This is a genomic window from Paraburkholderia ultramafica, from assembly GCF_902859915.1.
GTDB classification, from domain to species: domain Bacteria; phylum Pseudomonadota; class Gammaproteobacteria; order Burkholderiales; family Burkholderiaceae; genus Paraburkholderia; species Paraburkholderia ultramafica.
Window position 1 is genome coordinate 136,861 of the sequence record NZ_CADIKK010000002.1, and the last position, 25,440, is coordinate 162,300.

The 25,440-nt window shown below is 64.2% G+C and carries 22 protein-coding genes and 3 pseudogenes; 17 read left to right on the top strand and 8 right to left on the bottom strand.

What is annotated here, in order from left to right:
• Positions 1-75: 75 nt before the first annotated feature.
• Positions 76-495 (bottom strand): annotated as a pseudogene (locus HV744_RS02660) (inorganic phosphate transporter); the annotation flags it as partial.
• Positions 496-699: 204 nt separating this feature from the next.
• Between HV744_RS02660 and HV744_RS02665 the strand changes: the two are divergent.
• Positions 700-1,569 carry a CHAD domain-containing protein gene (locus HV744_RS02665; RefSeq protein ID WP_175148005.1) on the top strand — a complete coding sequence of 290 codons (870 nt, stop codon included), beginning with the start codon at positions 700-702 and terminating at the stop codon, positions 1,567-1,569.
• A gap of 97 nt (positions 1,570-1,666) precedes the next feature.
• Here HV744_RS02665 and HV744_RS02670 read toward each other — a convergent pair whose 3' ends face one another.
• Positions 1,667-2,731, bottom strand: a complete 1,065-nt coding sequence (locus HV744_RS02670; RefSeq protein ID WP_175148006.1) for a VTT domain-containing protein — start codon at positions 2,729-2,731, stop codon at positions 1,667-1,669.
• Between the two features lie 139 nt (positions 2,732-2,870).
• Here HV744_RS02670 and HV744_RS02675 point away from each other — a divergent pair, with 139 nt between their 5' ends.
• Positions 2,871-3,113, top strand: a complete 243-nt coding sequence (locus HV744_RS02675; RefSeq protein ID WP_175148007.1) for a hypothetical protein — start codon at positions 2,871-2,873, stop codon at positions 3,111-3,113.
• Positions 3,114-3,167: 54 nt separating this feature from the next.
• Here HV744_RS02675 and folE read toward each other — a convergent pair whose 3' ends face one another.
• A complete protein-coding gene (gene folE / locus HV744_RS02680) occupies positions 3,168-3,806 on the bottom strand; it encodes a GTP cyclohydrolase I FolE (protein ID WP_175148008.1) in 639 nt (212 codons plus the stop codon).
• A gap of 145 nt (positions 3,807-3,951) precedes the next feature.
• Positions 3,952-4,881 (bottom strand): LysR family transcriptional regulator, encoded by a 930-nt coding sequence (locus tag HV744_RS02685; protein ID WP_175148009.1) that lies wholly within the window; start codon positions 4,879-4,881, stop codon positions 3,952-3,954.
• Between the two features lie 454 nt (positions 4,882-5,335).
• Here HV744_RS02685 and HV744_RS02690 point away from each other — a divergent pair, with 454 nt between their 5' ends.
• The 5 genes from HV744_RS02690 to pcaC all read left to right on the top strand — a co-directional run bounded on the left by HV744_RS02690 (position 5,336) and on the right by pcaC (position 9,632).
• Positions 5,336-6,043: a 3-oxoacid CoA-transferase subunit A gene (locus HV744_RS02690; RefSeq protein WP_175148010.1), complete on the top strand. Its 708-nt coding sequence runs from the start codon at positions 5,336-5,338 to the stop codon at positions 6,041-6,043.
• Positions 6,044-6,057: 14 nt separating this feature from the next.
• Positions 6,058-6,717: a 3-oxoacid CoA-transferase subunit B gene (locus HV744_RS02695; protein WP_175148011.1), complete on the top strand. Its 660-nt coding sequence runs from the start codon at positions 6,058-6,060 to the stop codon at positions 6,715-6,717.
• Between the two features lie 343 nt (positions 6,718-7,060).
• Entirely contained in the window at positions 7,061-8,440 is a 1,380-nt protein-coding gene (locus HV744_RS02700) for a 3-carboxy-cis,cis-muconate cycloisomerase (protein ID WP_175148012.1), read from the top strand.
• Between the two features lie 5 nt (positions 8,441-8,445).
• Positions 8,446-9,237, top strand: coding sequence for a 3-oxoadipate enol-lactonase (pcaD, locus tag HV744_RS02705; protein WP_175148013.1), 792 nt, complete (start codon positions 8,446-8,448; stop codon positions 9,235-9,237).
• Positions 9,234-9,632 carry a 4-carboxymuconolactone decarboxylase gene (gene pcaC, locus HV744_RS02710; RefSeq protein ID WP_175148014.1) on the top strand — a complete coding sequence of 133 codons (399 nt, stop codon included), beginning with the start codon at positions 9,234-9,236 and terminating at the stop codon, positions 9,630-9,632. The genes pcaD and pcaC overlap by 4 nt, the downstream gene beginning before the upstream one ends.
• A 55-nt stretch (positions 9,633-9,687) precedes the next feature.
• Here pcaC and HV744_RS37075 read toward each other — a convergent pair.
• Positions 9,688-10,023 (bottom strand): annotated as a pseudogene (locus HV744_RS37075) (TetR/AcrR family transcriptional regulator); the annotation flags it as partial.
• A 141-nt stretch (positions 10,024-10,164) separates the two neighbouring features.
• Here HV744_RS37075 and HV744_RS02720 point away from each other — a divergent pair.
• The 4 genes from HV744_RS02720 to HV744_RS02735 all read left to right on the top strand — a co-directional run bounded on the left by HV744_RS02720 (position 10,165) and on the right by HV744_RS02735 (position 15,023).
• On the top strand, positions 10,165-12,108 hold the full coding sequence (locus HV744_RS02720) for an ABC transporter permease (protein WP_175148204.1): 1,944 nt from the start codon (positions 10,165-10,167) through the stop codon (positions 12,106-12,108).
• Positions 12,105-12,914 (top strand): ABC transporter ATP-binding protein, encoded by an 810-nt coding sequence (locus HV744_RS02725; RefSeq protein ID WP_175148015.1) that lies wholly within the window; start codon positions 12,105-12,107, stop codon positions 12,912-12,914. The genes HV744_RS02720 and HV744_RS02725 overlap by 4 nt, the downstream gene beginning before the upstream one ends.
• Complete coding sequence (locus HV744_RS02730) at positions 12,911-13,624, top strand: ABC transporter ATP-binding protein (protein WP_175148016.1); 714 nt, start codon at positions 12,911-12,913, stop codon at positions 13,622-13,624. Before HV744_RS02725 ends, HV744_RS02730 begins: the two co-directional genes overlap by 4 nt.
• Before the next feature lie 190 nt (positions 13,625-13,814).
• Entirely contained in the window at positions 13,815-15,023 is a 1,209-nt protein-coding gene (locus tag HV744_RS02735) for an ABC transporter substrate-binding protein (RefSeq protein WP_175148017.1), read from the top strand.
• Between the two features lie 121 nt (positions 15,024-15,144).
• Here the strand turns inward: HV744_RS02735 and HV744_RS02740 are convergent, their stop codons facing one another.
• Positions 15,145-15,396 carry a hypothetical protein gene (locus HV744_RS02740; protein ID WP_175148018.1) on the bottom strand — a complete coding sequence of 84 codons (252 nt, stop codon included), beginning with the start codon at positions 15,394-15,396 and terminating at the stop codon, positions 15,145-15,147.
• A 304-nt stretch (positions 15,397-15,700) separates the two neighbouring features.
• Here HV744_RS02740 and HV744_RS02745 point away from each other — a divergent pair.
• Positions 15,701-16,225: pseudogene (locus tag HV744_RS02745) on the top strand (DUF6496 domain-containing protein).
• A gap of 131 nt (positions 16,226-16,356) precedes the next feature.
• Here HV744_RS02745 and aptA read toward each other — a convergent pair.
• Positions 16,357-17,685 (bottom strand): omega-aminotransferase AptA, encoded by a 1,329-nt coding sequence (gene aptA, locus HV744_RS02750; protein ID WP_175148019.1) that lies wholly within the window; start codon positions 17,683-17,685, stop codon positions 16,357-16,359.
• Positions 17,686-17,920: 235 nt separating this feature from the next.
• Here aptA and HV744_RS02755 point away from each other — a divergent pair, with 235 nt between their 5' ends.
• Positions 17,921-19,336: an aminotransferase-like domain-containing protein gene (locus tag HV744_RS02755; RefSeq protein WP_175148020.1), complete on the top strand. Its 1,416-nt coding sequence runs from the start codon at positions 17,921-17,923 to the stop codon at positions 19,334-19,336.
• Between the two features lie 18 nt (positions 19,337-19,354).
• Here the strand turns inward: HV744_RS02755 and HV744_RS02760 are convergent, their stop codons facing one another.
• Positions 19,355-19,978, bottom strand: coding sequence for a LysE family translocator (locus HV744_RS02760; RefSeq protein ID WP_175148021.1), 624 nt, complete (start codon positions 19,976-19,978; stop codon positions 19,355-19,357).
• A 681-nt stretch (positions 19,979-20,659) separates the two neighbouring features.
• Here HV744_RS02760 and HV744_RS02765 point away from each other — a divergent pair.
• From HV744_RS02765 to HV744_RS02780, 4 genes are all read left to right on the top strand, one after another.
• The gene (locus HV744_RS02765) at positions 20,660-22,183 is read left to right on the top strand and encodes a hypothetical protein (protein ID WP_175148022.1); all 1,524 of its coding nucleotides are present in this window, start codon (positions 20,660-20,662) and stop codon (positions 22,181-22,183) included.
• A 439-nt stretch (positions 22,184-22,622) separates the two neighbouring features.
• Entirely contained in the window at positions 22,623-23,078 is a 456-nt protein-coding gene (locus HV744_RS02770) for a ribonuclease (RefSeq protein WP_175148023.1), read from the top strand.
• A 177-nt stretch (positions 23,079-23,255) separates the two neighbouring features.
• A complete protein-coding gene (locus HV744_RS02775; RefSeq protein ID WP_217469079.1) occupies positions 23,256-24,848 on the top strand; it encodes a flavin monoamine oxidase family protein in 1,593 nt (530 codons plus the stop codon).
• A gap of 22 nt (positions 24,849-24,870) precedes the next feature.
• On the top strand, positions 24,871-25,260 hold the full coding sequence (locus HV744_RS02780; RefSeq protein WP_246278933.1) for a c-type cytochrome: 390 nt from the start codon (positions 24,871-24,873) through the stop codon (positions 25,258-25,260).
• Positions 25,261-25,440: the final 180 nt, after the last annotated feature.

A 25,440-nucleotide genomic window follows, 5' to 3' on the forward strand; every position in this document is an offset into this window, starting at 1 on the left:
CCGCGCTTTTTTCATCCCGCGGCCGATCGCCCGACCGGCCGTCGTCCTGACCGGCCGTCCTGACCCGCGACCCTGGAACGCCATCCGGAACACCCAGTACAAGCCCGCCGCCAGCGCGATCGACACCGGCAGCGTCAGCACCCACGCAAGGATCAGGCTGCGCACGGTGCCCCATTGCAGGCCCGAGCCGTTGGCCGCCATCGTGCCGGCCACGCCCGACGACAGCACGTGCGTCGTGGAGACCGGCAAGCCATACATGTCAGCGGCGCCGATCGTGACCATCGCCACCATTTCAGCCGACGCGCCCTGTCCGTATGTCAGATGCTGCTTGCCGATCTTCTCGCCGACCGTGACGACGATGCGCTTCCATCCGACCATCGTGCCCAGACCCAGCGCAATGGCCACGGCCACCTTGACCCACGTCGGGATGAACTTGGTGGCGTGATCGGTTTGCGTCTTGAAGTTGTTGATGATCTTGGCATGCTCCGGCGTAAAGAGACGCGGCCGATCGTGTGTCCAAAGATAGTCGGTCGCGCATCGATACGACATTGAATGCGGAAAAAATTCCCTGGCCGCCCGCACGCGGAATGCCCGCCTCGCACGGCTTTTCAGATGCGGGTCGACCGGGACATGCGGTGCGAATACCCGCAGGGAACTATTTTTGCTACGCTGCGAGTAAAGCCGATTCAGGGAGCGTCGATGAAGCGAGACAGCGGGAAGATGGACAAACGATCCGCCGCCAGCGATCCAGCCAGCGACGCGCCGTCGGCGCAGGCGGCCTTCGCGTCGTATGCGGCGCCGCTCGTCGATCACGCGATCGAGCTCGCCCATGCGGTGCGCGAAGACACGTCGCCCGAAGCGCTGCACAAGCTGCGCGTCTCGCTGCGGCGTTTGCGTTCCCTCTGGTGGGCCTTCGAGCCCTTGCTGGAGAAGGGCGAGAATACCCGCCAACGGGCGTTGTACAAGTACCTGGCCACGGCGGCCGGCCAGACGCGCGACTGGGACATCCTGATCGAATTGCTGGCGCACGAGGACAGCGGCGCATCCGGCATGGCGCCCAAACTCCAGGACGCTCGCGGCGGCGCGTTGGCGATCAGCCGCGAAACGCTGTTGAACGCCGACGTCAAACATCTGCTGCGCGAGGCGTTGACCGATACCTCCAAAGAATTGAATACCGCGCATGAGCGCGTGCCGCTGCGCAAATTCGCCACTCGACGCGTGGACGCTTCGGAGCGTTCACTGAAGAAGCGCATGAAACACGCTGGCCGTGCGAAGCGCTCCAACTACGCCGCCTTTCACGATGTCAGGAAAGCGGGCAAGAAGCTGCGTTATCTGCTCGATTTTTTCGAACCGGTTTTGAACGATAACCGTAAGCGCACGATCAAGCGTTTGAAGCAGATTCAGAAACGCTTCGGAGCGCTGAACGATGTTGTCGCGAGCGAGGGGTTGCTGCGTGACCATGCCGCGTCGCTCGCCGGGTCCGCCGACACCGAGGCGGCGCTGCACTGGCTCAAGCAGGAGCGCAAACGCCGCATGCGCTGCGCGGCTGGATTGCTGCGCAAACAGTAACGAGGGTGAGGCTGGAAGGCGCGTTCGATGACGCACGAATCGTCGGCGTGAGCGGAGCGCTGCGTGGCGCTCGAAGGCGCGAAGCGCCCCGCGAGCCTCACGTGCCCTGACTGCTGCGTTGTGCGATCACGCTGCGCGGCGCGAACCCGCGCAGCGTGATTGCACCGCGCGTATCGTCGCGCGGCTGCGGCGCACGTTTGCCGTTGTTCAGTTCGTCGGCCGGCGCGAGCGGCTCGACGGGAAAGCCGCGTCGCTGCCAGGCGTCGAGGCCGCCCCGCAGCGCACGAATTCGCGTGTAGCCGTTGCTGCGCATGCGTTGCGTGACCTCGACGGCGGTCGCGCTATCCGGGCAGATGCAGTAAATCACCATGTCGTACGCGCGCAGCGCTGCGTCGATCTGCTCGGGCGAGTGCGGATCGAGCGCCAGCGCGCCGGGAATCCGGCGCGGCGCGCCGAACGCCGGCGACTCGGGACGCGCATCGAGCACTCTCGATGGCGCGATGTGGCGCCACCTCCCCGCAGCTCTTTGCGACGCCGCCGCCGATCCGGCGTTCGCAAACCGGCGCCGCGCGCGGCGGCGCTGATACAGACGGTAGAGGAGAAAAATCAGCGCCGTGCCCACCAGAATATCGGCGATCGTGCCGCCGCGGGCTTCGACGAACGCGTGCAGCATATGCAGCTGCCTCTCCGCGGCGGCGCCGCCGAGCAGCCAGAAGGTGGCCCACGCGAGCGCGCTAGCCAGATCCCACGCCGCGTATATGCGGATATCGACGGCGGTCGTGCCCATCAGCGGCGGCGTGATGAACCCGAGTCCGGGGACGAACTTCGAGATCGACACGAGCGGCACACCGAAACGCTCGAATAGCGAGCGTGCGATTTCGAGTTTGGAATCGACGGCGGGAGACAGGCGGCCGAGCATCGCGAGCAGCTTGCAGCCATAGAGGCGGCCGGCGGTGAACCAGCTGCCGTCGCCGAGCACCGCGCCTGACACCGCCGCGCCGAGGATCGGCCAGAAGGACAACGTGCCGGCGGCGATCGCCGAGCCCGCGAACAGCAGCATCGGAACCGCGGGGATCGGCACGCCGAGGCGCGTCAACAGTACGTTGAGGAATACGACTGCGCCACCCCAGGTTGAAACCGCCGAAGACGGAAATTCTACCAATTGAGGCGCTCCTGTTCGTGCGATGGATCCGGTGCTTCGGGGGACTGCATGGGCTGCATGCAAAGTGTGTTCCCAATGCGCGGGCCGGCTCATTTCCTGATCGACCGATGCTCCGTTCGATCAGGATACCCGATGGATCATGCAGCGGGATGCCGCGCAATCGCGCAGCCGGACTTGCGTGGCGCCCTACCTGGCGAGCTTGCCGGTGCCGCTGGTACGCGACGCGCACCCGACTCGCTGGCGCGTGCCCGGTCTGCAATTTCGTTCAAGACTGTCGGTGCCTGTCCACCTAATCTGCGTGCTGGTTCCAGTCGCGTGCGTGCTGGGCGCGGTATTGCTTGCCACCTTCGGCCGGTTGCGCGCGATGCGCAGCGCGGCGTGACATCACGTGACGTGACGCGGCGTGACGCCACGGGCCGCGCGAGCGTCGTTCGACTCAGGTATTGGCGACCGACACCACGCCCGGATTGCCGACGATCGCAAGAAACTCGCGACGCGTCGACGGGTCCGTGCGGAACGTGCCCAGCATGCGCGACGTGACCATCGTCACGCCGGCCTTGTGCACGCCGCGGGTCGACATGCACTGGTGCGCGGCTTCGAGGATCACCCCGACGCCCGCCGGTTGCAGGACGTCGTTCAACGTATCGGCGATCTGCACGGTCATCTTTTCCTGGATCTGCAGCCGCTTGGCGAACGCATCGACGAGACGCGCCAGCTTCGAGATGCCGACCACCCGATGCTGAGGCAGATACGCGACGTGCGCGCGCCCGATGATCGGCACCATGTGGTGTTCGCAATAGCTTTCGAAGCGGATGTCTTTCAGCACGATCATTTCGTCGTAGCCGTCCACTTCGGAAAAGGTGCGGGCAAGGAGCTCGCGCGGGTCGATCTGATAGCCCGCGAAGAACTCCTCATACGAGCGGATCACGCGTGCCGGCGTGTCGAGCAGGCCTTCGCGCTGTGGATCGTCGCCGGCCCAGCGCAACAGCACGCGAACGGCGGCTTCAGCTTCGTCGCGGCTCGGGCGCTCCACGGCCGCTGCGGGTTTGGTTTTCTTTGCCTTGCTGCTGGTCATGCGTCGTTCCTCCGGGATCGCGCGTCGACGCTACACGGGGCGCGCGGGGTCAATGAGTGCGGCCATTGTTCCATGTTTTGCGCCCAATCGTGCCGATGTCCCCTTTCGGAGTCGGGGCGCGTCTGCCCGGAACCCGCCGGGATACTCATTTTGGCCACTCGTCCATCGCGTCGTTGAAGAGTTCGGCGACCACGCCGCGCAGCCAGCTCAGGCGCGGATCGTTATGAAACTTGCGATGCCAGTGCTGGCGCAGATCGAAGCGCGGCAACGGCAACGGCGGCTCGACCAGCGTGATCGATGCGTGCTCCGACACATACGCGAAGCCGATCGCATGCGGCACCGTCGCGAGCAGATCGCTGCGCGCGAGGATGAACGGCAGGCTCATGAAGTGCGGTGTTTCGAGCACCGCGCGGCGCTTGATGCGTTTCTTTTCCAGGTATTGCTCGAGCACTTCCTGGCTGCGTCCCTCGGCGCGCACCACCGCATGGCCCGACGCCACGTATTGAGCGAGCGTGAGCGGCGCCTTCGAAAGCGGATGGCCGGTGCGCATCAGGCAGATGAAGCGGTGCGTGAAGAGCCGTTGCTGGAAGAAGTTATTGCCCGCCAGATCGGGGAAATAGCCGACCGCAAGATCGACGTCGCCCGATTCGAGCCCGCGTTCCACCTGCGACGGCGACAGCGTCACCGAGCGCAGATTCGCGGACGGCGCGCGTTCGGCGAAGAGTTGCAGAAGCCGCGGCAGGAAGACGATTTCACCGACGTCGGACAGCGCGATCGAGAAGGTATGCGTGCTGGTGGCCGGGTCGAAGTCCTGCACGGCGAGCATGCCTTTCTCGATGCGCAGAAGCGCGTCGCGCGCGGCGGGCAGGATCGCGAGCGCGCGCGGCGTGGGCTCCATGCCCTTCGACGTGCGCACGAACAGCGGGTCGTCGAAGTATTCGCGCAGACGGCCCAGCGCGGTGCTCACGCGCGGCTGGCTCACGCCGAGCTGCTCGGCAGCGCGGCTGACATTGCGGGCGTCTTCCATCGCGACCAGATAGGGGATCAGGTTCAGATCCAGATGTGTCTCGGACATGCTTGGTTGGCCTGCGGCGCTGGGGTGGGGCTGAAATGCGGCTATTTGCTATTGGCATAAAGGGTAGTTGAAAAATCGCCCTCATAGATAGTGTGATTTTTCTTTGGCGCGGCCGGCGAGCGTGACAGCGCAAGTTGGCCGGGGGCGTGCGTGATCCGCCAGGCGCAGCTTCGCAGCACAACGAAAGCGTCATTGTTGCGGGCAAGAACCTATGATTAAGGGGATTTCCCGGCCTTGACAACCCGCCCGAAGGACAACCATAATCGCCTGAGCGTTCGCTAAACGAATCCATGTTCATATATCGAACAAATCGGCAGTGAACCAACCGAAGGCGCCAGCCCGCATCTGCACCCGGCGAGCCGCCGCCAGCATTGGCCCGGAGACCGTCCCGCAAGCCCCGCCGTGTCACGGCGGCGAGCCCGGCGGCACGTAGCGCCCCACAAGGAAATTCGACATGATCAACAAGATTTTCGAGTCACTTCAGTCGGCGGTTGCCGATGTCCACGACGGCGCGACCGTCATGATCGGCGGCTTCGGCACGGCCGGCATGCCGTCGGAGCTGATCGACGCGCTCATCGAGCAGGGCGCGCGCGAGCTCACCATCGTCAACAACAATGCGGGTAACGGCGACATCGGCCTGGCGGCGCTGCTCAAAGCCAAGCGCGTGCGCAAGATCATCTGCTCGTTCCCGCGCCAGACCGACTCGTATGTGTTCGACGCGCTGTATCGCGCGGGAGAGATCGAACTCGAACTGGTGCCGCAAGGCAACCTCGCGGAACGCATCCGTGCGGCGGGCGCGGGCATCGGCGGTTTCTTCACGCCCACCGCGTACGGCACCAGGCTCGCAGAAGGCAAGGAAACCCGTCTGATCGACGGCCGGCATTACGTGCTGGAGTCGCCGCTGCATGCGGACTTCGCGCTGATCAAGGCGTACAGGGGCGACCGCTGGGGCAACCTGATCTATCGCAAGACAGCCCGCAACTTCGGCCCGATCATGGCGAGCGCGGCGAAAACCGCGATCGTGCAGGTGTCGCAAGTGGTGCCGCTGGGCGCGCTCGATCCGGAAAACATCGTGACGCCGGGCATTTTCGTGCAGCGCGTGATTGAAGTGCCGCAAGCCGCCCATGCCCCGACGCCCAATCCTCACGACGCTGCCGCCTGAACCGGAGACCCGACATGAAAAAACTGACCCGCGATGAAATGGCCAAGCGCGTTGCGCTGGACATCCCCGAAGGCGCCTACGTGAACCTCGGCATCGGCGTGCCGACGCTGGTGGCCAACCACCTCGGCGCCGACAGGGAAATCTTCCTGCACAGCGAAAACGGCCTGCTCGGCATGGGCCCCGCACCCGCCAAAGGCGAGGAAGACGACGAGCTGATCAACGCCGGCAAGCAGCACGTCACGCTGCTGACGGGCGGCGCTTACTTCCACCACGCGGATTCGTTCGCGATGATGCGCGGCGGCCATCTGGACTTCTGCGTGCTCGGCGCGTTCCAGGTGTCGGCCAAGGGCGATCTGGCGAACTGGCACACCGGCGCGCCCGACGCGATTCCGGCGGTCGGCGGCGCGATGGATCTGGCGATCGGCGCGAAGCAGGTCTACGTGATGATGGAACACCTGACCAAGCAGGGCGGGAGCAAGATCGCCGCCGAGTGCACGTATCCGGTGACGGGCGTGGCATGCGTGGACCGCATCTATACGGACCTCGCGATGATCGACGTCACCGAGCAGGGTCTCGTGGTGCGTGAGATTTTCTCGGACATCGATTTCGACGCGCTGCACAAGCTGACTGGGGTGCCGCTGATCGACGGCACGCAGGCGGCTCGCGCTGCTTGACGCAAACCGCGAGCGAGCCGCGCGCCACGCGCTGCATTACGTAAGCGGCAAGTGCGCGGCGCGATACGCGTCGGCTCGACGCGGCGCGCGACGTCTCAGGGTCATGGAACGGGTATGAGTCATGAGCCTCATACCCGCTGACATGACAACCTGAACGACGTGCCGGCCGCGTTTGGCGCACTATACGCCGCAACGCCGTGTGCGGTACGCTGTCTACGGTACAAGCGGCACCGAGCGCTACTGAGCTGCGCTCCAGCGCTTGCGTCAAACGCATCGTGCCGCGGCGCGCCTCGCACGTCGCGCAACATCTTCACTCCCGGTTCCCTCGCACATCGACGTCATCATGCTCGACTCCAGCGCCCGTCTGACCGGCCTCCTTTGCGGCACGCAGCCGATGAACGACATCTGGGCGCCGCGTGCCACGCTGCAACGGATGCTCGACGTCGAAGCGGCGCTCGCGCGCGCTTCGGCCGCGCATCAAGTGATTCCCCAATCCGCCGTGCCCGCGATCGAAGCGGCCTGCCAGGCCGATCAGCTCGACGCCGACGCGCTCGCGCGCGACGCCGCGCTCGGCGGCAACCTCGCGATTCCGCTCGTCAAGCAACTCACCGCGCGCGTCAAGGCGGCCGACGCCGAAGCATCGAAATACGTGCATTGGGGCGCGACGAGCCAGGACATCATCGACACGGCGACGGTGCTGCAATTGCGCGCCACCTTCGATCTGCTCGACACCAGCCTGCAAGCGACCTGCGACGCCGTGGCGAAACTCGCGGCCACCCATCGCGCGACGCCAATGATCGGCCGCACCTGGCTGCAACAGGCGCTGCCAATCACGCTCGGCCTGAAATTCGCGCAATGGCTCGATGCGCTGCTGCGTCATCGCGAGCGGCTCGATGCGCTGCGCGCGCGCGTGCTGGTGCTGCAATTCGGCGGCGCGGCGGGCACGCTCGCGAGTCTGCGCGAGGCTGCGCCGCAAGTCACCCAGTCGCTCGCAGAGGAACTCGGCCTCGCCGTGCCCACATTGCCGTGGCACACGCAGCGTGACCGGATCGCCGAAACGGCGTCGCTGTTCGGCATGCTGATCGGCACGCTAGGCAAGATCGCGCGCGACATCTCGTTGCAGATGCAAACCGAAATCGACGAACTGGCCGAGCCCGCCGCGGCCAGCAAGGGCGGTTCGTCGACGATGCCGCACAAGCGCAACCCGGTCGGCTGCGCCGCCGTGCTGACCGCCGCGACGCGCGCGCCGGGGCTGGTCGCCACGGTGTTCGCCGGCATGGTGCAGGAGCACGAGCGCGCGCTCGGCGGCTGGCAAGCCGAGTGGGACGCGCTGCCGGACCTCGCGCGTCTCGCGGGCGGCGCGCTCGCCAATATCGAACAGATCGCCGCCGGGCTGAACGTGAACGTGCCGCGCCTTGCCGCGAATCTCGACGTCACGCATGGCCTGATTCTCGGCGAAGCGGTGATGCTTGCGCTCGGCGACAGCATCGGCCGGCTCGACGCGCATCATCTGGTCGAACGCGCGTCGAAGGCCGCGATCCGCGATGGGCAGACGCTCTTCGACGTGCTCGCCGCCGACCCCGCCGTCACCGAACATCTTCCGCTCGAGCGTCTGAAGCAGTTGCTCGACCCCGCTCAATACGTCGGCCAGGCACACGCTTATGTGGACGCCGCGCTGACATTTCACACCACGCGCGCCCAGCGCGCCCAATCCAAGGAGTAACCGGCATGCCCTACGCCGCAGTCAACGGCACCGAGCTTCACTATCGAATCGACGGTGACCGTCACGGCAAAGCGCCGTGGATCGTGTTGTCGAATTCGCTCGGCAGCGATCTGTCCATGTGGACGCCGCAAGTCGCGGCGCTGTCCAGACACTTTCGCGTGCTGCGCTACGACACGCGCGGCCATGGCCACTCGGAAGCGCCGAAAGGTCCGTACACGATCGACCAACTGGCCGGCGACGTACTCGGCCTGATGGATACGCTGAAGATCGCCCGCGCCAATTTCTGCGGGCTGTCGATGGGCGGCTTGACCGGCGTCGCGCTGGCCGCGCGTCACGGCGACCGTCTGGAGCGTGTCGTGCTGTGCAATACGGCGGCGCGCATCGGTTCGCCGGAAGTGTGGGTGCCGCGCGCCGCGAAGGCTCGCAGCGAAGGCATGCTCGCGCTGGCCGACACGGTGCTGCCGCGCTGGTTCACGGCCGACTACTTCGAGCGCGAGCCGGTGGTGCTGGCGATGATCCGCGACGTGTTCGTGCACACCGACAAGGAAGGCTACGCGTCGAATTGCGACGCGATCGACGCGACCGATCTGCGTCCTGAAACGTCCGGCATCAAGGTGCCGACGCTGGTGATCAGCGGCACGCACGATCTGGCCGCGACGCCGGCGCAAGGCCGCGAACTCGCGCAGTCGATTCCCAGCGCGCGTTACGTCGAGCTGGACGCGTCGCACATTTCCAACATCGAGAAGGCCGACGCTTTCACGAAGACCGTGCTCGACTTCCTGACGGAGACGAAATGAACGACGAAGACCGCTACGAAGCCGGACTCGGTGTGCGTCGTGCGGTGCTGGGCAGCGCGCACGTCGACCGGTCGCTGGCGAACCGCACCGAGCTGACGGACGAGTTCCAGAATCTGATCACCCGCTATGCGTGGGGCGAAATCTGGACGCGTGACGGCTTGCCGCGTCATACGCGCAGCCTGCTGACCATCGCGATGATGGTCGCGCTCAATCGCAGCGAAGAACTGGCGCTGCACCTGCGCGCCGCGAAGAACAACGGCGTGACGCGCGAGCAGATCAAGGAAGTGCTGCTGCAAACCGCGATTTATTGCGGTGTGCCGGCGGCTAATTCGGCGTTCCACCTTGCCGACAAACTGTTCCGCGAAGACGACGCAGCGGCGGCGGCGAAGCCGTAACGCTGTTCGCAGTGTGGCGATAAAAAACGCGCGCCGGTGAACGGCGCGCGTTTTTTTATGCAGCCCCGCGTTCGTGTGCGCTTTCGTTATCGCTGGTCTTTACCGAAGCCAGGCTTGAGGTCGATGCTGCAGCCGCTGTTGCACCCGTTGCCGTATTGACCGCCGCATTCGCCGGCAACTGCAAACGCACCGCACGCAACACCGTGTCCTTGATGACCTCGCGCCAATGTTCGAGCGCGGCCTTCTCCATCAACGGCTCGCCGAGAAAGGCGCCCAGCGTGTACTGATTGGCGTTATAGAAATAGCCGAGCGACGCGATCATCAGATACACGTCGCGCGCTTGGACGTCGGCGCGAAAAACGTTTTGCGCTGAATTTCGTCTCATGTGCTTCGCCGGCCCCCGGAGGGGTTTGACGTACCATCTTGCCGTTGACGTGTGCGCGCATGGTGCCGCACGCGCTGCAACGATCTGCCGATCGTGCCGTATGCGCTTGCCGCGCACGCGCCGTTCGGCAAGCTGCCGAGGGTCGTGATGCTTTCGAATTTGCTGGTACAGCTGGTCAACGGACTCGCCGACGCGTCGACGCTGTTTCTCGTCGCCGCCGGTTTGTCGCTGATCTTCGGCGTGACGCGCATCGTCAACTTTGCGAACGGCTCGTTCTATATGTTCGGCATCTACGTCGCGTACAGCATCGCGAGCCGCTTCGGGCACACGACAGGCGGCTTCTGGCTGTCGGTGCTGGCGGCTGCGCTGGTGGTCGCGGTGCTCGGCGCGCTGGTCGAAATGATCGTGTTGCGGCGCATCTACCAGGCACCCGAATTGTTCCACCTGCTCGCCACCTTCGCGCTGGTGCTGATCTTTCGCGATGCCGCGCTGTGGCTGTGGGGCCCCGAAGATCTGTTCGGACCACGCGCGCCGCATCTGGCTGGCGCGGTCGATTTCCTCGGCCATCCGCTGCCGACTTATGACATCGCGCTGATCGTGATCGGCCCAGTGGTGCTGCTGCTGCTCTGGTACGCGTTGACACGCACGCGGTGGGGCACGCTGGTGCGCGCCGCGACGCAGGATCGCGAGATGCTTGGCGCGCTCGGCATCAATCAGGCGTGGCTGTTTACCGGTGTGTTCTTCGTCGGCGCGTTTCTCGCGGGTCTCGGCGGCGCGCTGCAAGGGCCGCGCATGTCGGCGAATCTGTCGCTGGATCTGGAGACGATCGGCAACGCGTTCGTGGTGGTGGTGGTCGGCGGCATGGGTTCGATTCCGGGCGCGTTCATCGCCGCGCTGATCATCGCGGAGATCAAGGCGCTGTGCATTGGCATCGGCCATGTGACGATTTTCGGCGTGGGCCTGTCGTTGAGCCGCTTTACGCTGGTGGCCGAATTCGTCGTGATGGCGCTCGTGCTGGTAGTGCGGCCCTGGGGTTTGCTTGGCCGCGCGAGCGCCGCGGTGCGTGGGATGGCGGCGCCAGAAACGCCGTTGCGTCCGGCGGGCAAGCGCCTGAAGTGGCTAGCTGCGCTCGCGTTGCTGGTCCTCGTGCTCGCGCCGCTCGCGGCCAACGCGTTTCCGTACATGCCCGTGCTGCTGGTCGAAATCCTGATCGCCGTGCTGTTCGCGACGAGCCTGCATTTCATCATGGGACCGGGCGGCATGCACTCGTTCGGCCACGCCGCTTACTTCGGCCTTGGCGCATACGGCGCCGCGCTGTTCCTCAAGGTGCTGAATCTGCCGATGGAAGCCGCATTGCTGCTCGGACCCTTGTTGGCGGTGGGCGGCGCGCTGGTGTTCGGCTGGTTCTGCGTGCGCCTGTCGGGAGTTTATCTCGCGATGCTGACGCTTGCGTTCGCGCAGATCGTCTGGTCGGTCGTGTTCCAGTGGGACGACGTGACCGGCGGCAGCAACGGCGTGCTTGGTTTATGGCCGTCGAACTGGCTGTCGTCGCCGGTGGCCTTTTACTACCTGACGCTCGTCTGCGCGGTAATCGGCGTGTACTTGCTGCGCAAGATGCTGTTCTCGCCGCTGGGTTACGCGATGCGGGCGTCGCGCGATTCCGTGTTGCGGGCCGAGGCGATCGGTATCGACGTGAAGCGTGTGCAGTGGGCGGCGTTCGTGATTGCGTCGCTGTTCTGCGGGCTGGCAGGCTCGCTCTACGCGTTCTCGAAGGGGACGATCTCGCCGGAAGTGATCAGCGTGAGCCGTTCGGTGGACGGTCTCGTGATGGTGCTGCTCGGCGGCTTGCAGACCTTGAGTGGACCGATTATCGGCGCGGCTGTGTTCACGTGGCTGCAAGACACCGTCGCGCGGCAGACCGACTATTGGCAGGCGCTGCTGGGCCTCGCGATCCTGTTGCTGGTGATCGCGTTTCCGCAGGGGATCGTCGGCTTTATTCGTGAGCGCTTCGGCGACTACACCGCCGACCAGGCCGACGGAAGCTCCGAGTCGCCTTCGCAACGCGCCGCAGCGATCAAGGAGGGGCTATGAGCTTGCTGCGCGTTTCCGGTCTCTCCAAATCGTTCGGCGGCCTGAAGGCGGTCGACAACGTCTCGTTCGATCTCGAAGCCGGTCAACTGCTGGCCCTGCTCGGCCCGAACGGCGCCGGCAAGACGACCTGTTTCAACATGGTCAACGGGCAGTTGCCACCGTCGTCCGGATCGATCCGCCTCGACGGTCAAGAACTGGTTGGCATGCGACCGCGCGATATCTGGCGGCTCGGCGTCGGCCGGACATTCCAGATTGCCGCGACCTTCAATTCGATGACCGTGCTTGAAAACGTGCGGACGGCACTGGTCTCGCGCGAACGCAAGACCTTCAGCCTATGGAAGTCCGCGGGCTCGCGCCACGCCGACGAAGCCTTCGCGCTGCTCGAACAGGTCGGCATGGGCGCGGATGCGAACCGCGCGTGCGGCGTGCTCGCGTATGGCGACGTGAAGCGCGTCGAATTGGCGATTGCGCTCGCCAATCGCCCGAAGCTGCTGCTGATGGACGAACCCACCGCCGGCATGGCGCCGCAGGAACGCAACGAGTTGATGGCGCTGACCAAACGTCTCGTCACCGAGCACAAGATCGGCGTGCTGTTTACCGAGCACAGCATGGACGTCGTATTCGCGTACGCCGATCGGATGATCGTGCTCGCGCGCGGCAAGCTGATCGCCGAGGGCAACGCCGAGGCGATCCGCAATGATCCGCGCGTGCAGGAAGTCTATTTTGGCACTGGCAAGACCTTTCGTCCGCACGCGCCGCTGCATGACGTGGCAGGTGGCCGTCAAGGACAAGGAGCGCGGCAATGAGCGAGCCGATACTGAAAGTCACCGGCCTCAACGCATTCTATGGGCGCGCGCATATCCTGTTCGACGTCGGCCTCGAAGTCGGCCGGGGCGAAGTTGTCGCGCTGATGGGCCGCAACGGCGCCGGCAAATCGACGACGATGAAAGCGGTGATGGGTCTGCTGCCGCGCCGTCACGGCGAGGTGACCTTTCGCGGGCAGAGCATCACCGCGTTGCCGCCGTACAAAATCGCGCGGATGGGCATGGGCTTCGTGCCCGAAGATCGCCGCGTGTTCGCGGATCTGACGGTGATGGAGAACCTCGACACCGGCCGTCAGCCGCCGCGCGAGGGCGCGCCGCAATGGACGCCGGAAAAGCTGTTCCGCCTCTTTCCCAATCTCGGCGAAATGCCACGTCGACCCGGCGGCCAGATGAGCGGCGGCGAGCAGCAGATGCTGACCGTCTCGCGCACGCTGATGGGCAATCCGTATCTGGTGCTGCTCGATGAACCATCGGAAGGCGTCGCGCCGGTGATCGTCGAACAGATGGCGAACATGATTCTCGAACTCAAGCGCGAAGGGCTGTCGATTCTGTTGTCAGAACAGAACCTGCACTTCGCGGAACTGGTCAGCGACCGCGCGTATGTGCTCGAAAAAGGGCAGATCTGTTTTAGCGGCACGATCGGCGAACTCGCACGGAACGAAACAGTCAGGCGCGCTTATCTCGGCGTGTGAATCCAGTGGCGCGCGGCTCTTCGACGGCGCGAGCCCGGATAACCTGATTCGCGTGATTCTCGACGGCATCGGCTCGCCTGCGCGGCCCGAACTCGGTACGATGCCGGCTTACCGCGACAGTTTCAACGACGCCCGGTCGCCTGATAAAAATCACCAGCATCACGCAATCCTTCTGATAACGGAGAAACGCATGACCACGCGCGCAGGATGGATCTCTCGCCTTACGGTGTCGACGGTGTGCTCGCTTGCCGCGCTGGGCGCGAGCGCACAGCAGACCATCAAGATCGGCGAGATCAACAGCTACAAGGCGCAGCCCGCCTTTCTCGGGCCTTACAAGAACGGCTGGAATCTCGCGCTCGAACAGGTCAATGCGGCGGGCGGCGTGCTCGGCAAGCAGCTCGAAGTGGTCTCGCGCGACGACAACGCCAATCCTGGCGACACGATCCGCGTCGCGCAGGAACTGATCGCGCGCGAGCAGGTGCAGTTGCTGTTCGGCGGGTTCCTGTCGAACACCGGCCTCGCGCTGACCGACTTCGCGAAGCAGAAGAAGATTTTCTTCCTCGCCGCCGAACCGTTGACCGACAAGATCGTCTGGGCCGACGGCAACAAATACACGTACCGTCTGCGTCCTTCCACCTACATGCAGGTGGCGATGCTGGTGCCGGAAGCGGCCAGGCTGAAGAAGAAGCGCTGGGCGCTGGTGTATCCGAACTACGAGTACGGACAGTCCGCGGCGGCGACGTTCAAGAAGCTGCTGAGCGCTGCGCAGCCGGACGTGCAGTTTGTCGCCGAACAGGCGACGCCGCTCGGCAACGTCGACGCGGGCGCGGTGACCCAGGCGATCGCCGATGCGAAGCCGGATGCGATCTTCAACGTGCTGTTCAGCGCGGATCTGGGCAAGTTCGTGCGTGAGGGCAATACGCGGGGTCTGTTCAAGGATCGCAGCGTGGTGTCGCTGCTGACCGGCGAGCCGGACTATCTCGACCCGTTGGGTGCGGAAGCGCCGGCCGGCTGGATCGTGACGGGCTACCCGTGGTATTCGATCGATACGGCGGCGAACAAGAAGTTCGTCGAAGCGTATCAGGCCAAATATCACGACTATCCGCGGCTGGGCTCGGTGGTGGGGTACTCGGCGCTGATGTCGATTGCGGACGGCATCAAGAAGGCCGGCTCGGTCGATTCGGACAAGCTTGCCACCGCCTTCAAGGGCCTCAATGTGCAAACGCCGTTCGGGCCGATCACCTATCGCGCGCAGGACAATCAGTCGACCATGGGCGCGTATGTCGGCGTGACGGCGTTGAAGGACGGCAAGGGCGTGATGACGTCGTACCGGTATATCGACGGCGCGAGCGTTCAGCCGTCGGATGCCGAGGTCAAGAAGCTGCGGCCTGCTGATTGAGCGGATCGAGCGCTTTGCGTGAGCGGCGCGTTATCTGGTTCGTGTCTTCGAGTCTGCACGCTGGTGGCATCCGACGCCGCCAGCGTGCGGAAAACAAGTCTGCTGCCAAAGACACGGACGGCTACTCCTCCGCGTCGTGCTCGATGACAAAGCGCCTCAGATAAGCGAGCACGGCGGCTTCGACCGCGCGATGATCGGCGGTGCTCCTGGAGCCCGCATTCTCCTCATCGCCGAACAGGGTGGATGGCGCGTTGTGTACATCCACTTCCTGGCCTTCACGAAATACGCGAATCTCGTGAACGTCTTCCGCGTATTCGGCGATCCAGTGCACGCCTTCGATATGCGCACCCGCGCGAACGGTAGGTATCTTCATGGACGTCTCCCGTCGGGCTGGACCACGGCGCCAACCCTTGCCAACACCATACCCCGTCCCGCTGACGGGCGCGAGCCCCGCCGGGTAATTCACCGACGTTGCGCGGCGATTCGGGCGCTTTGGCGAATTGACATCGGCGGCCGGCCCGCGCTCCACCGTGCCGTGCGCGGGCGCGCAAATGCGCGAAACCGCCCTGCGGACGGCGCTTCGCGGTGGCGTCACGCGCCGCTGGCCGCGTCCGCAGAGCCATTCCGGCACAGCTGTTGCTGCATCACACAGGCCACAGCCAAACTGGAGAACCGTCATGCCCGAACAGAAAACCCTCAAGCGTGCCGCGGCGGATAAACGCGCCGGCAAGTCAGCGAGTACTCAGGCGGGAGAATTCGTCAAGGAGCAGGTCGACAAGGTGCGCGCCGGCAAGCACGGCGTCAGGTCAGCGAGGCAGGCGATTGCGATCGGCCTGTCGGAAGCACGCCGCGCGGGTGTGGCCGTGAAGTTACCGAAGAAAGGCACAACCAGCGAAGCGACCCGCAAGAAAGCGGAGAAGGACAGCGCCGCCGGCCAGCACAAGAGCACGGCGTGAAAGAGCGCGGGCACGGAGTCGACCGCAAAGCGTTCGCGCGCCCCGACCAATGCGTTGAAGCGGGAGAGCAGCGCCGGTGCATCGCCGGCGGCGATGTCGAAGCAGGCGAAGTCGGCGGCGGCCAAGCGCCCGGCGGCCAGCCGTTCTGCGGCGGCGAAGAAAGCTGCCGCGACGAAGGGCGCGGCGGGTCGCTCAGCGGCTGCAAAAAAGGCGGCGCATACGCGGGCCTCGCGCGCGCATCACTGATGCTTGCTCCGGCGTGGGTGCGGAGCTTGCGCGTTCTTCGGCAAACCTGCGCGTACGTCCCAAACACGTGCTAAACAAAAGCGGCGCATGCAAACGCATACGCCGCTTTCGTTCGAGCGTGGCTGTTACGGTTACTGCACGGTCGCCAGCACGTCGCCCACGGTCTTGAAGATGTGCGCGATCTGCTCTTCGTTGATGATGAGCGGCGGCGAAAACGCGAGGATGTCGCCCGTGAACCGCACCAGCACACCTGCCTCGAAGCATTTGACGAACGCTTCATAAGCCCGCGCGCCCGGTGCGCCGTCGCGCGACTCGAGTTCCACGCCGGCGATCATGCCGAGGTTGCGCACGTCCTTCACGTGCTTGGCGCCGCGCAGCGAGTGGGCGGCGGCTTCGAACGTCGGCGCCAGCGTGGCCGCGCGCTCGAACAGGCCTTCGCGTCGATACAGGTCGAGCGTCGCCACCGCGGCGGCGGCTGCGGCCGGGTGCGCCGAATACGTGTAGCCGTGGAACAGCTCGATCGCGCCTTGCGCGCCGCTGTTGACGATCGTGTCGTGGATCGTGCGGCTCGCCGCGACCGCGCCCATCGGGATCGACGCGTTGTTGATGGCCTTCGCCATCGTGATCAGGTCCGGCGTGACGCCGAAGTACTCGCTCGCGGTGGCCTTGCCGACGCGGCCGAAACCGGTAATCACTTCGTCGAAAATCAGCAGGATGCCGTGCTTCGTGCAGATCTCGCGCAGCTTCTGCAGATAGCCTTGCGGCGGAATCAGCACGCCGGTCGAGCCGGCCACCGGTTCGACGATCACCGCGGCGATCGTCGACGCATCGTGCAGTGTGACGATGCGCTCGAGTTCCTCGGCCAGGTGCGCGCCCCACGCGGGCTGGCCCTTCGAGAACGCGTTGTGTTCGAGATTGTGCGTGTGCGGCAGATGATCGACCGCCGGCAGCAGCGCGCCGGAGAAGGTCTTGCGATTCAGCGCGATGCCGCCGACCGAGATGCCGCCGAAGCCCACGCCGTGATAGCCGCGCTCGCGGCCGATCAACCGGGTGCGCTGCCCTTCGCCGCGCGAACGGTGGTACGCGAGCGCGATTTTCAGCGCGGTGTCGACCGACTCGGAACCCGAGTTCGTGAAGAAGATGCGGTCGAGGCCGGCCGGCATCAGCTCGGCGACTTTGGTGGCCGCTTCGAAGGCGAGCGGGTGGCCCATCTGGAAGGTCGGCGCGAAGTCGAGCGTCGAGAGTTGCTGGGTGATTGCGGCGACGATCTCATCGCGGCCGTGGCCCGCGTTCACACACCACAGACCCGCGCAGCCGTCGAGCACCTCGCGCCCGTCGGTGCTGCGGTAGTACATGCCCTTGGCCGATTCCAGCAGGCGCGGCGCGGCCTTGAACTGACGGTTGGCGGTGAAGGGCATCCAGAAGGACGACAGGTCGTCGATGACGGGGCGCGAAGTCATGTGGTTATCTCCTCGAAGTGGTCCCCCAAGGGGACTTCCTTCGGGGCGTAGCGAAACTGTAGCGTTCGCGGTTTAATGACGGCATAAACAGTTGACGCGGTGTGGTGCTAACTGTGTTGGTGGATTGGCGCCAACTGTGTCGATGGACTTCGTACGCCGACCGGCGGGTTGTCCGGCGCCTCACCACCTGGCCGCTTGCCGCGGTCCGCTTCTACGCCTTGATTTCGCCCTGACCATGATCGAACTAGAACTTGAGCGCGACCGACGCGCCGCTCCGACGCTCGTCGAGCAGGTGGTGCAAGGCTTCGCGCGCGCCATCGAAGCGCAGTCGCTGCGCGCGGGCGCGTTGTTGCCGTCGGTGCGGCAGCTCGCGCAAAGCCATGAACTGAGCACGTTCACGGTCACCGAGGCGTACAACCGTTTGGTGTCGATGGGCCTCGTGGTCGCGCGGCGCGGCTCCGGCTATCGCGTGGCCGCGCGCGCGCCGTCCACGCGCGCCACCGTCACCGACTGGCAGCCGCCGAGCCTCACGGCGACCTGGCTGCTATCCGACGTGTTCGCCGATCATTCGGTGCCGATCAAGGCGGGCGGCGGCTGGCTGCCAAACGAATGGATCAACGAGACCGGCTTGCAGCACGCGTTGCGCGCGATCAGCCGGGTGCCGGCGGCGCGGCTTGGCGACTATGGGCATCCGTACGGGTTCGCACCGTTGCGCGAGCGGATCGCCGAACAGCTCGACCGGCGCGGGCTGCCCGTCGACGTCTCCAATGTGCTGCTCACGCAGGGCGCGACCCAGGGGCTGGATCTGATCGTGCGCACCTTGCTGCGTGCGGGCGACGTGGTGATCGTCGAAGATCCCGGCTATTGCAACCTGCTGCAGATTCTCAAGCTGGCCGGACTGGTCGTGCACGGCGTGCCGCGTACGCCGGCGGGTGTCGATACGGATGTGCTCGAAGCGCTGGTCGCGCAGCACAAACCGAAGGCGATCTTCGTCAACACCACGCTGCAGAATCCGACCGGCGCGACCTTTGGCATGTCGGCGGCGTTCCGTTTGCTGCAGATCGCCGAGCGTCAGCGCATGTGGGTGATCGAGGACGACGTGAGCCGCGAACTCGCGCCGTCCGGCGCGCCGCTGTTCGCCGCGCTGGAGGGCTTGCAGCGGGTGCTGTATGTCGGCGGTTTTTCGAAGACGGTGACACCGGGGCTGCGTTGCGGCTATGTGGTCGCCGAGCAGGCGGTGTTGCGCGAACTGGCGCGCACCAAAATGGCGGTGGGCTTGACGTCGTCGGAAGCGATCGAGCGGATCGTCGACAAAGTGTTGCTCGAGGGGCGCTACGCGCGTCATGTCGAAGCGGTCAACGAGCGGCTCAAACTCGCGCACGCGAGCGTCGAAGAGCGGCTCGATGCGCTCGGTCTCGAGGTGTTTCATCGGCCGCGCGCGGGGCTCTTTCTGTGGGCGCGTTTGCCGATCGAAGCGGAGCGGGCCGGCGAAGTGGCGACGGCCGCGCTCACGCATGGCATCTGGCTCGCGCCGGGCTCCTACTTCCGCCCCGACGATGCGCCGAGCGCCTGGTTCCGTTTCAACGCGCCGTACTCGACCGACGACGCGCTGTGGCGCTTCATCGAGCGAGTCGGGCAGGGGGCCTTATAGGTTCGTTGGGTGCTTCGCTCAGGCGGCGCGGCCGAGCAGCTTCAGCGCGATCGGATACAGCGAGAACACCAGCAGCAACGCCATCGCCACATTGAAGATGCGCAACCGCTTCGGGTCCGACAGCACCTGGCGCATCGCGGTGCCGAAGCCCGCCCACAGACAGATGCACGGAAAGCCGACCGCGTAGAAGATCACCGCCATCGCGACGGCGTTCATGCTGAAGTTATCGCTGAGGTGGAGCGTGGTGGCGGCGGTCAGCACCATCATCCATGCCTTCGGATTGACCCACTGGAACGCGATGGCTTCATGAAACCGCATCGGCCGGCGCTCGCCTTTTTTCACCTTCAACTCGCCCGACGTGCCGATTTTCCACGCGAGATACAGCAGGTAGGCGACGCTCGCGACTTCGAGCACGGTGTACAGCACGGGGAAATGGACGAAGGCTTCACCGAGACCGATGCCGACCGACAGCATCAACAGCACGACGCCGAGACTGATGCCGGACAGGTGGGGCAGCGTGCGGCGAAAGCCGAAGTTGACACCCGAGGCCAACAGCATCGTGTTGTTCGGACCGGGCGTGATGGTCGTGACGAGCGCGAACAGAATGCCGGCGGGCAGCGCGCTGAGACTGAGGAAAGACATGATGGCTCCGGTGTCGGCGAGAGGACGATGGAGCACATTCTAGCGATGTGGGCCGGTACAGTACCGGTACGGTTGGTGAGATGATGTCCGGTACGGGTAAGCGGCGTGGGAGCCAAGCGTATTCACGATGGGCAAGCAACGCCAGTCCTCATTGCCTCTCGGGCCGTGGCAATGATGCCGCACGCCCGGCCACCCGGACCGCCTTTTGTCATTCCGCACCAGCGCTTCTTCCATTCCCCGTGTGATCGTAGAAAGCTTGATGGCAATCGGGCCAGGTCTTTAGACGTGCCCACGCGCTGGCCGCAATGGTGTTTGCCACGACTGCCACGAAGCATCCAGAAAAGGATGAGCTGTGCGTGTCATCGACGACGGATCGAGACCGCACTCTTAGCCGTTTCACGCCGAGCATCCTCGCCAAAGCATAGTGGAGAAGCGACAAAAGACGGCGCCTGCGCAGGTTCTTTGACAATCTGAATCTTATAACCGTCATTCATGAAAGCAGTCCACTTCGACCCAGGTGGAGCGTGATGGCAGGACACTACGTAAAGGATTCCATAACAACCAGGCCATCCGTTCGGAATCCGTATATAAGCGCGAACCGCTGGAGCCACTGCAGGTCGTCCGCAAAGACCGGCGATCACACGGGATCAAAGCAAGCGAATTCTGACGGCGGAGGTTCCCATGAATGCGACCAACGACGAAAAGCCGAGTTTGAACCTGAGAGACGATATCGCCCGCTGCGAGATCTGCATCTCGCTCGCAGCACGCGCAGGCGTGCGAATTCCCGAATACATCCTGCGCGCCGTGAAGAACGCGTACGCGGATCTGGAGGCAGGCAAGATCAGCCCCAAAAGAGAATCCGCGTTTTATCACGCGATGGCGTATATCGTGGCGAAAGCGCCTTATCCCAACGCGAAAGTAGCGGACGATCTGAAACGGTGCTCGGAGGTTGTGTCGCACGCGGGACTCAACGGCAAGAAGCTCGCGGAATCGGATGTCGATGCGCTCGCCGCCGCGCGCCAGGCGCAGAAGGATTTCACGTGGTCCGCCACGGTCGAAGTGCCGTTCTATGACGCGATGAGCCGTATCACCGAAGCCGTCGCGCCGGTCGTCGGCGAAACTGTCGGCGCCGAAGCGCGCAAAGGCGCGCGCAAAGCAATCAGGAATTATTCGCTCTCCGCGGCGGCGCTCACGTTGCTCGTGCTCGCGCTTTCGTGCCTGCTGTTCGCGATCAAGGAGATATCGGACGACATCAAGGTCGGGATCCAGAGCAACGACCCGATCTCCCTCGTGATGCACAACCAGTTGCAGGCTTATGACGCCGCGATCAAGAAGGCAAACGAGAATCCGACGCACGACGCGCTGGCGCAGGTGCAGAATTCGCCCGAAGCAGACGCGATCAAGGAAACTCTGCAGAAGTTCGCGACCAACAACCGTCAACTCTATTCCGACATTCAGCGAACGGGGACCATCAGCAAGTTTTTCTTCTGGGTGCCGAATGCGCTGGGCGAGCGGCTCTTTGCGCTCTTCGGGGAAGATTGGGGAGACGACTGGGGCATCGTGAAAAAACAGTATGCGAAGAATTGCAGCAAGGCGGACATCGCAGGGTCCACCCTGCCTGCCTATTGGGAGTGCTCGACTGATTCCATGCGCGCCGCGCTGGAGATCGATCTGCCGCTGTTCAACATCGGCCTCTCCCCCGACAAGAAAACGGTGATTCCCGAAGACACGGTGAATCAGGGCTTTCAGAAGATCGCCCTCTACCAGCAGATTCGCGCGACGGCGAAGTATGCGCAGGACAATATCCTGACCTTCGTCGGAATGACGACGGGCTTCGTGCTGCCCATCCTGTATGCATGGCTCGGCGCCACCGCCGCCATCCTGCGCAGGCTGCGCGACGACACCGCCGCGTGCCTCTTTCACCCGGAATATTCGAAAGTCGCCAATCGCTCGCATGTCACCACAGCGGTGATCGTCGGCATCTCGATCGGGCTATTCAGCGACATCGTGCAGGAGGGAAAGACGCTGTCTCCACTGGCAATCGCGTTCATCGCCGGGTATGCATCGGACAAGTTCTTCCAGTTCCTGGATCGCCTCGTGGCGACGCTGTTTCCGTCGGACTCCAGCCGGGGACAGCAGTTAGCCGAGCACAAGGGCGAAAGCCAAACGCGCGCGGAAGGCACGCGGCGACCCGCGCAGTCTTGAGGAAATGTATGTCCGGCGGCGCGGGAGGATCGCAGTCGTGGGGGACGCGCGGGCTTGCATGGTGAACGAGTGTGCGTTCAATTGCGCGGCACGTCCACGAATCATCGGCAGCAACATGTCGGGCATCGCGCTCAGCTCTGCGAGCCGCTCAGAATCGCGAGGCTCGGGCAGTAGTGCGTCGCGCTAAGATACGCAGCCTGTTGCGAGCGAACGCCTGCGCTGCTCGAAGCTGGATGAATGGACTGCTGTGGCCGATGAAACGAGCCTCACCGCAATCTGCTTGATTTGCCTACTTCTCGAACGCCGAGAACCGCGCATCGGCCAGGTTGTCGAGTAAAAAAATCCTATTTTTGGCCGAACATTGATTCACTCTGCCATTGGCGATACCCTTAAATCGTTCGTGTTCGTCGAATGCTGGTCAACCGGAGACAACCGTTTCGTGAAGCAAGCGTGGGCTTTCTCCTGCATCCTCGCCTTGAGCGCGATCCTCTGCGGATGCGGCAAGGACGGATCGCAAAACGCTACTCAGGAACCGGGCGCATCCGCGAGTCAGGCGCCCGGTCAGCCTGGGCAGGCCGCGAGCGGCACACCCGCCGCATCGGGCGCGCTGGCCGCCGTCACCAAGGCGCAGTTGCCGGGGGAAGCAGCCGAAACGCTGCGTCTGATCAAAGCGGGCGGGCCTTTCCCTTTTGGCGAGGACGGTGTCTTGTTCCGCAATAGCGCGGCATTGCTGCCGCAGCATCCGCGCGGCTACTACCATGCCTACACAGTTCGCACACCTGGCTCGGCGGATCGCGGGCAGCGCCGCATTGTATGTGGTGGACCGCGCAGGCAGACTGGCGACTGCTACTACACCGACGATTACTACGCCAGTTTCAAACGCATTGCGGAATAACTTGAGCCAATGAAAGACGCCCCATGCCTCCTATAAAGGAGACGTCGGGGCATTGCGTTTTCAGAGACCAAACGCAACCCCACGCATATAAATCCAGATGACTCGGGCCTTTGCAATCCGGGATGCCATCTGATTTCGTTCGCCATCGTTTCTCTCCAGTCGTTGCACCACGTCCTTATGTCGAGAATGACCGCCAATGCGATGAGCCGCCGGCACCTGCTGACGCTGATCGGCAAGAACCTCGGCGCGGCCGCCATGATGCAAGGCATGGGTACGCTTGGGTTCGCCGCTACCTCGACCTACGCCGGACCGATCAGACTCGATGGCGCACCCAAAGGAACGCGAATTCTCGTGCTCGGCGCGGGCATTGCTGGCCTCGTCGCGGCCTTTGAGTTGAGGAACGCGGGCTACCACGTGCAGGTGCTGGAGTACAACGACCGCGCAGGTGGTCGGGCCTGGACTGTCAGGGGCGGTGATCGCTATACAGAACTCGGCGGTGCCACCCAGTACTGCGATTTCGCCGACGGACTTTATCTGAACCCAGGACCGTGGCGCATTCCGTATCACCACCAGGGCGTACTCGACTATGCAAAGCGCCTGAAGGTGTCGCTCGAGCCCTTCATCCAGGTCAATTACAACGCCTACCTGCATTCGACGGAGGCTTTCGGTGGCAAGCCGCAACGATTCCGGGCGGTGCAGACCGACTATCAAGGCTATGTTGCCGAACTGCTGTCCAAAGCAATCCGCAAGGACGCACTCGATGATGCGTTGTCAGTCGAAGATGCGGATCTGCTACTCGAATCCCTGCGCCAATGGGGCGCGCTCGGTTGGGATGGTCGCTATCAGGCGGGCCGGCAAAGCAGTGAACGCCGCGGATTCGCGACCGCGCACGGCGGTGGGCTGATGCCCGAGGCCGTACCGTCGGATCTACTCCCGCGCGACCCCTTGCTTGCATCGCGTTTGTGGCAATGGCTCTCGTCTGGCAACGAGCAGGATTTCCAGAGCAGCATTTTTCAGCCCGTCGGCGGCATGGACAGAATTGCCCATGCGCTTCATTCGCAGGTCGCGAGCGCCGTCATGTTCAACGCAAGAGTCACGGCGATCTTGCAGGACGAGCAAGGCGTCACAGTGCGCTATACCGATACGACCACCCGGACCGAACGGAACGCGCACGCAGATTGGCTGGTGTGCACCATTCCGCTCTCGATTCTGAGTCAGATCGACATTGCGGTCGGCCCGGCCATGCGCGCCGCGATCGATGCGGTGCCCTACGAGACATCGGTGAAAATCGGCTTGCAATTCGGCCGGCGATTCTGGGAAGAAGACGAGCAGATCTACGGCGGCATCACGCATACTGACCTGCCGATCTCGACGATCGGCTATCCGGCGACAGGTTACGGATCGACCGGTCCTGCGGTGCTGCTCGGCGCCTACATGTGGGGGCCCGCCAGCTATGAGATGGGTGCGCTGCCCCCTGCCGAACGGATCGCGGTCGTATTGAGCCAGGGCAGCCAGATTCATCCGCAGTACGCGCGCGAGTACCAGAACGGCTTCGCGATGAGCTGGAGCCGGTCACCGTTCACGAACGGCTGCTTCGCCGCATGGACGGATGCGTTGAGAAAAGCGCATTACGCGAATCTCTGTCAGATCGACGGACGGATCGTCCTTGCCGGAGAGCACGCTTCCCATATCCCGGCATGGCAGGAAGGCGCCGTGCTGTCGTCACTGGATGCGATCACCCGGCTGCATCGGAGAATCGTCAATGGATAGGCCGACGCTGATCCTCTGCGTGATGCTGATGGCCTTGCTGATGGGAGCCGGGGCGGTGTCGGCTCAAGCCGTGGCACAGGACGCACCACGCACTTTCACGATTTCGCCGGGCGACCGCTTCACTGAAAAAACCGGCGAAGCGCTTTACAACGCTAGCTGCGCGGGATGCCATATGCCGGATGGAAAAGGCGCACAGGGCGCGGGTCACTACCCGGCGCTCGCTGACAACCCGGCAGTCGAAGCAGCGCCCTACGTCATCGTCAACGTACTGCATGGCCGAAAGGGAATGCCATCGTTTGGCGACGCGATGAATGACGATCAGGTCGCTGCTGTCGTCAACTACACGAGAACCCATTTCGGCAATCGATTTGCCGGAAGTGTCACGCCGAGCGAGGTTAGAAGTTTGCGCTGAGTTCACGTGGCATGGCTATCGCCCGGCCTCTTACCCGCACCTACCTCCATCGCTTCACGAGACCTATGGCCCGATGTACCCGGGTCTGTCCTTACGCCAACGTCGGCCCTCGATGTCCGCTTAAGTGCCCCACACGTTCGGTGCTGTCCCCTTGACTCACGGCATGCGGCCCCTCGCGAT

Excerpts from the sequence above, each read along its gene's own strand:
- HV744_RS02665 (WP_175148005.1), top strand. The coding sequence starts at position 700 with ATGAAGCGAGACAGCGGGAAGATGGACAAACGATCCGCCGCCAGCGAT.
- HV744_RS02675 (WP_175148007.1), top strand. The coding sequence starts at position 2,871 with ATGCAGCGGGATGCCGCGCAATCGCGCAGCCGGACTTGCGTGGCGCCC.
- folE (WP_175148008.1), bottom strand. The coding sequence starts at position 3,806 with ATGACCAGCAGCAAGGCAAAGAAAACCAAACCCGCAGCGGCCGTGGAG.
- HV744_RS02685 (WP_175148009.1), bottom strand. The coding sequence starts at position 4,881 with ATGTCCGAGACACATCTGGATCTGAACCTGATCCCCTATCTGGTCGCG.
- HV744_RS02690 (WP_175148010.1), top strand. The coding sequence starts at position 5,336 with ATGATCAACAAGATTTTCGAGTCACTTCAGTCGGCGGTTGCCGATGTC.
- HV744_RS02695 (WP_175148011.1), top strand. The coding sequence starts at position 6,058 with ATGAAAAAACTGACCCGCGATGAAATGGCCAAGCGCGTTGCGCTGGAC.
- HV744_RS02700 (WP_175148012.1), top strand. The coding sequence starts at position 7,061 with ATGCTCGACTCCAGCGCCCGTCTGACCGGCCTCCTTTGCGGCACGCAG.
- pcaD (WP_175148013.1), top strand. The coding sequence starts at position 8,446 with ATGCCCTACGCCGCAGTCAACGGCACCGAGCTTCACTATCGAATCGAC.
- pcaC (WP_175148014.1), top strand. The coding sequence starts at position 9,234 with ATGAACGACGAAGACCGCTACGAAGCCGGACTCGGTGTGCGTCGTGCG.
- HV744_RS02720 (WP_175148204.1), top strand. The coding sequence starts at position 10,165 with ATGCTTTCGAATTTGCTGGTACAGCTGGTCAACGGACTCGCCGACGCG.
- HV744_RS02725 (WP_175148015.1), top strand. The coding sequence starts at position 12,105 with ATGAGCTTGCTGCGCGTTTCCGGTCTCTCCAAATCGTTCGGCGGCCTG.
- HV744_RS02730 (WP_175148016.1), top strand. The coding sequence starts at position 12,911 with ATGAGCGAGCCGATACTGAAAGTCACCGGCCTCAACGCATTCTATGGG.
- HV744_RS02735 (WP_175148017.1), top strand. The coding sequence starts at position 13,815 with ATGACCACGCGCGCAGGATGGATCTCTCGCCTTACGGTGTCGACGGTG.
- HV744_RS02740 (WP_175148018.1), bottom strand. The coding sequence starts at position 15,396 with ATGAAGATACCTACCGTTCGCGCGGGTGCGCATATCGAAGGCGTGCAC.
- aptA (WP_175148019.1), bottom strand. The coding sequence starts at position 17,685 with ATGACTTCGCGCCCCGTCATCGACGACCTGTCGTCCTTCTGGATGCCC.
- HV744_RS02755 (WP_175148020.1), top strand. The coding sequence starts at position 17,921 with ATGATCGAACTAGAACTTGAGCGCGACCGACGCGCCGCTCCGACGCTC.
- HV744_RS02760 (WP_175148021.1), bottom strand. The coding sequence starts at position 19,978 with ATGTCTTTCCTCAGTCTCAGCGCGCTGCCCGCCGGCATTCTGTTCGCG.
- HV744_RS02765 (WP_175148022.1), top strand. The coding sequence starts at position 20,660 with ATGAATGCGACCAACGACGAAAAGCCGAGTTTGAACCTGAGAGACGAT.
- HV744_RS02775 (WP_217469079.1), top strand. The coding sequence starts at position 23,256 with ATGTCGAGAATGACCGCCAATGCGATGAGCCGCCGGCACCTGCTGACG.
- HV744_RS02780 (WP_246278933.1), top strand. The coding sequence starts at position 24,871 with ATGCTGATGGCCTTGCTGATGGGAGCCGGGGCGGTGTCGGCTCAAGCC.